Below are 4,804 nucleotides of genomic sequence, written 5' to 3' on the forward strand. Positions count from 1 at the left end.
GACATCCAATCTCCCCCCTCGTGGGGGAGATGTCCGGCAGGACAGAGGGGGGCGCGAAGGAATGAGACGCTGGTTGCTGGCTGCCGCGCGCTTCGGTCTTTGACATGCCAGCTCCCTCCAAACTCAGGGCCTATCGCGCCAAGCGCGAATTCAGCAAGACGCCGGAACCCGTCGGGGGGCCGGTTGCCGCAGAAGGCAATCGCTTCGTCGTCCACAAGCATCACGCTACCGCTGACCATTACGATCTTCGTCTGCAGGTCGGTGACGTGCTGAAGAGCTGGGCGGTGCCTCGCGGTCCATCGCTCAATCCGGCGGACAAGCGGCTGGCGGTCGAGACCGAGGATCATCCGGTCGAATATATCGACTTCGAAGGCGTCATTCCCGAGGGCGAATATGGCGGCGGGCCGATGATCGTCTGGGACACCGGCGTCTGGGCGCCGATGGACGATGTCGAAAAGAGCTTGCGCACCGGTTCCTTCAAATTTCGTCTCGCCGGCGAGAAACTGAATGGCGGCTGGATGCTGACCAGGCTGAAACCGAAGCCCGGCGAGGATGAGGGCAAAAAGAACTGGCTGCTGTTCAAGGAGCGCGACCTCGCTGCCGATACGGCGCTCGACATCCTTGCCGAGCGGCCGGAAAGCGTCAAATCGGGACGGCGGATCGAGGAACTGGTCGAAGCGCCGAAGCCAGCCCAAAAACCTGCGAAACCGGTGGCGCTGAAACCCGGTGCGCTGCCGGGTGCGGTCAAGGCGCCGCTGCCTTCCCGGATCGAGCCGCAGCTGGCGACGCAGGTTCCGAAGCCGCCAGGCGGCGAACGCCCCGCGGAAAAAACGCTGGAAATCTGGCTGCACGAGATCAAGTTCGACGGCTACCGCACCATGGCGCATCTGGCCGACGGCGCGGTCAAATTGATCACCCGCGCCGGTCTCGACTGGACCAGGCGCTATGGCGACCTGCCGCTCGCCTTTGCCAGGCTGCCCTGCCGCGATGCAATCATCGACGGCGAGGTCGTTGCGCTTGACGCCAAGGGCATCAGCCGCTTCGCCCTGCTGCAGGATGCATTGGCGCAAGGCGCCGGCAACAAGCTCCACTTCTATGCCTTCGACCTGTTGTATCTCGACGGCTGGGACCTGAGAAAAGCGCCGCTCAGCCGGCGCAAGGCGCTGCTGTCGCAATTGCTGTCCGGCCTGGGCGCCAACTCCGCCATCCAGTTCTCAGACCACGTCGAAGGCGATGGCCAGGCGCTCTACGACCAGGCCTCCGAGATCGGGCTGGAAGGCATCGTCTCCAAGCGCGCCACCGCGATCTACCAGAGCGGCCGCACCAAGACCTGGACCAAGACCAAGGCGCTGAAAACCGGCGATTTCGTCCTCGCCGGCTACACCACTTCCGCTGCAGCCGAGGGGCTGGCCGCACTCGGGCTCGGCGAATTCGAGGATGGCGAGCTGCACTATCGCGGCAAGGTCGGCACCGGCTTCGACGCCGCCACCGCCACCGCGTTGCTGGCCCGGCTGGAGCCGTTGCGCGCCGGCGCGTCGGCGCCCGAAGGGGTTCCGCGCGAGATCATGCGCGAGATGAACTGGGTGCGGCCGCTGCTTTCGGCGCATATCCACTATGCCAACCGGACCACCGATAATGCGCTGCGCCATGCCGTGTTCCGCGGGCTGCGCGACGTCGGCCTGTCGACGCCTATATCGGCCAAGCGCAAGCGGCTGATCGCCGAGGCCGACCTCGCCACGATCTGGGTGACCAACCCGACGCGGCGGCTGTTCGGCAAGACCGGACCGACCAAGCTCGATATCGCCGTCTACTACGCGCTGGTCGGCGACTTCATGCTGCCGCATATTTTGGGCCGCCCGGTGTCGCTGGTGCGCTGCCCGACCGGCAAGCCGCAGGACTGCTTCTTCCAGCGCCATGCCTTCACCGGCATGCCTTCGTCGGTGGCGACCTTCGAGGCGACCAATTCCGAGGGCGAGACCAAATCCTATCTGTCGGTCGAGGACGCCAAGGGCTATCTGGCGCTGGCGCAGTTCGGCGTCGTCGAGTTCCACACTTGGGGCACCCATCGCACGCGCCTCGACAAACCCGACCTGATCGTCTTCGACCTCGACCCAGGCGAGGGAGTTAGCTGGCGCGAGGTGGTCGAGGCCGCGGTGCATATCCGCGCCGAGCTCGAGGCGATGGGGCTGGTGCCGTTTGCCAAAACCTCAGGCGGCAAGGGCATCCACATATCAGTGCCGGTGACGCAGAAGCAGAACTGGAAGAAGCTGCACCAAGCGACCAGCGCCATCTCCTCGGCATTGGCCGCCACCGCGCCCGAAACCTTCACCACCACGATGGGCAAGGACAACCGCAAGCGGCGCATCTTCATCGACTTTCATCGCAACGCGCGCGGCCACACCTCGGCGGCACCCTATTCGCTGCGCGCCCGCACCAATTTGCCGGCCTCGACGCCGGTGAGCTGGTCCGATCTGGAATCCATCGACGCTCCGGAAGATTTGAATTATTCTTCACTGCCGGGCCTTCTGGCCACCTCCGGCGATCCTTGGGCCGACATGGAAGATTTCGCTAGGGATTTGCCGGTATTGTGAGGGCGATGTAGGTTTTGCGCAGCGTCGTTCGTCCTTTGGACGAAGCGCTGCGAACAGTTCGACAGTGCACGGCCGCGTAGGAGAGTTTCATGGCGCCCAGGGCAAGTTGGAAAGGTTACCTCAAGCTCAGTCTCGTCAGCTGTCCGGTCCGGCTGTATCCGGCGACAAGTGCCAGCGAGCGGATCAGCTTCAATCAGCTGCACAAGGACACCCACAACCGCATCAACATGAAGCCGGTCGATCCCGAGCTCGGGCTGGTCGAGCGCTCGGATCTGGTCAAGGGTTACGAATACGAGGACAAGCAGTACATCATCATCGATGACGCCGATCTCGAGGCGGTGCGCATCGAATCCAACCACACGATGAATATCGAGGCCTTTGTCGACGAGCATTCGGTCGACGTCATCTATCAGGACGCGCCCTATTATCTGGCGCCCGACGGCGCCATGGCCGAGGAGACTTTCGCCGTGCTGCGCGAAGCCATGCGCAAATCCGGCAAGCTGGCGATCGCCCGCCTGGTGCTGTCCAGCCGCGAGCGCGTGGTGACGATCGGCGCGCGCGAGAACGGCATGTTCGTCTGCACCTTGAGGAACCCGAACGAAGTGCGCGGCACGGCTGAATATTTTGGCAACATCCCGGCCGGCAAGCCCGACCCGGAAATGCTGCAGCTCGCCGAAGCGCTGATCAAGCAGAAGGAAACCACCTTCGACCCGAAGAACTATGAGGACCGCTATGAGATCGCGCTGATGGCGATGATCCGCGAGAAGCTCAAGGGTCACAAGCCGATCATCGCCGCAGCTCCCGAGCGCGGCAATGTGATCAATTTGATGGATGCGCTGAAAGCCAGCCTGTCGCAATCGGCCAAACCGCCGGCCAAGAGCAAGAGCAAGGCCGATGAAGCGGCGATACCGGCAACGAAATCCGCCAAGGGCGGCGCCGGCGCGGCCAAGGAAAATCCGCTCAAGGCCAATCTGCTCAAGGCCGTCGGCAAGAGCAAAGGGTGACAGCGCCCACCGGTATAAATTCCGGCAGCGTCTTCGGCGCCATCGGCGCGCTGGCGGCGTTCCCGCTGAGGCTGGCGGCGCGTGAAGTCGAGCGCCAGCAGGGCCAGTTGCGGCGCGGCGTTAACAGGCGCACCAGCCATGTCGTGTTCGGCCGCACACTTCTGGCCAAGGCCGGGGATGCCGAGATCGAGCGCCGCGTCGCCGCCGAGCGTGCGGCCGGGCGCAGGCTGATCAGCGAAAACGGTTTTTTGCGGCTGCTCGGGCTGATGAAGGCGCCAGAGGCCTCGGCGCTGCCCAGGCAGTCGCTTCTCGATCAGTCGCGGCTGGCCGCATCCGACCTCGATCTGTTGTCGCTGTTCGATGCCTTTGAGCATGATTGCGAACCCTATTCGTTTCGCGATTTGATCCTGGCCCGCAAATATGCCGGGCTGATTGCCGGTGGCGCCTCGTGGGGGGCGATCGCGCGCTCGGTGCACCGCTGCGGTCCGGTCGCTTCGCTGACCGCCAAGTCGCTGAATGTCGGCTCGCAGCATGGGCGCGCGAATGCGATCTACCTCGAAGGCGGCCAGAGCGAACTCGACGGCCAGTTGCTGTTCGACCTGGGAACCCTGGATGACGACACTCTGGAAGAATTGTTCGCCGACGCCGAGGCCGCGGAAGAGGCTGAAGACCACGAGCAGGCGGCGGCACTCTACCAGCGCTGCCTGGCCATCGATCCGGGCGACGCGATCGCCGCCTTCAACCGCGCCAACTGCCTGCGCGCCGCTGGACGCGCGGCCGAGGCGGCGCATGACTATGCCCGCGCCATCAAGTGCGACCCGGGCTTTGTCGAGGCCTGGTTCAATCTGGCCGGGCTGATGAGCGATGAGGGCCGCGACGGCTCGGCGCGGCGGCATCTGCAGAAGGCGATCGCGCTCGATGCCTATTATGCCGATGCGGTGTTCAACCTTGCCCGGCTCGAGTTCGACGCCGGCAACCTCGCCGAGGCGCGGCGAAACTGGTCGCGCTATCTCGAGCTCGACGCCAGCTCCGAATGGGCGCGCATGGCGGCCAAGGGTATTCAGTTCATCGATTTGCAGCTGGCGCGGATGTCGGGGTGAGGCGATGGCGCTCCCTTCTCCCTTGTGGGAGAAGGTGGATCGGCGTGTTAGCGCCGAGACGGATGAGGGGTGTTGGAAGGATCGCCATCGGTGCCAAGCTGGAGCACCC

3 protein-coding genes are annotated in these 4,804 nt (G+C 64.4%); all 3 read left to right on the forward strand.

Features of this window, described 5'->3' with window-relative positions; translation table 11 throughout:
- Positions 1 to 104 precede the first annotated feature (104 nt).
- The 3 genes from ligD to NMG80_RS06390 all read left to right on the forward strand — a co-directional run bounded on the left by ligD (position 105) and on the right by NMG80_RS06390 (position 4,695).
- Positions 105 to 2,591 carry a DNA ligase D gene (gene ligD / locus NMG80_RS06380; protein WP_254017355.1) on the forward strand — a complete coding sequence of 829 codons (2,487 nt, stop codon included), beginning with the start codon at positions 105 to 107 and terminating at the stop codon, positions 2,589 to 2,591.
- An 89-nt stretch (positions 2,592 to 2,680) separates the two neighbouring features.
- Positions 2,681 to 3,595 carry a non-homologous end joining protein Ku gene (gene ku, locus NMG80_RS06385; protein ID WP_254017356.1) on the forward strand — a complete coding sequence of 305 codons (915 nt, stop codon included), beginning with the start codon at positions 2,681 to 2,683 and terminating at the stop codon, positions 3,593 to 3,595.
- Positions 3,592 to 4,695, forward strand: coding sequence for a tetratricopeptide repeat protein (locus NMG80_RS06390; RefSeq protein ID WP_254017357.1), 1,104 nt, complete (start codon positions 3,592 to 3,594; stop codon positions 4,693 to 4,695). Before ku ends, NMG80_RS06390 begins: the two co-directional genes overlap by 4 nt.
- Positions 4,696 to 4,804: the final 109 nt, after the last annotated feature.

The sequence above is a fragment of the Mesorhizobium escarrei genome (genome assembly GCF_935825525.1).
Classification (GTDB): Bacteria; Pseudomonadota; Alphaproteobacteria; order Rhizobiales; family Rhizobiaceae; genus Mesorhizobium; species Mesorhizobium escarrei.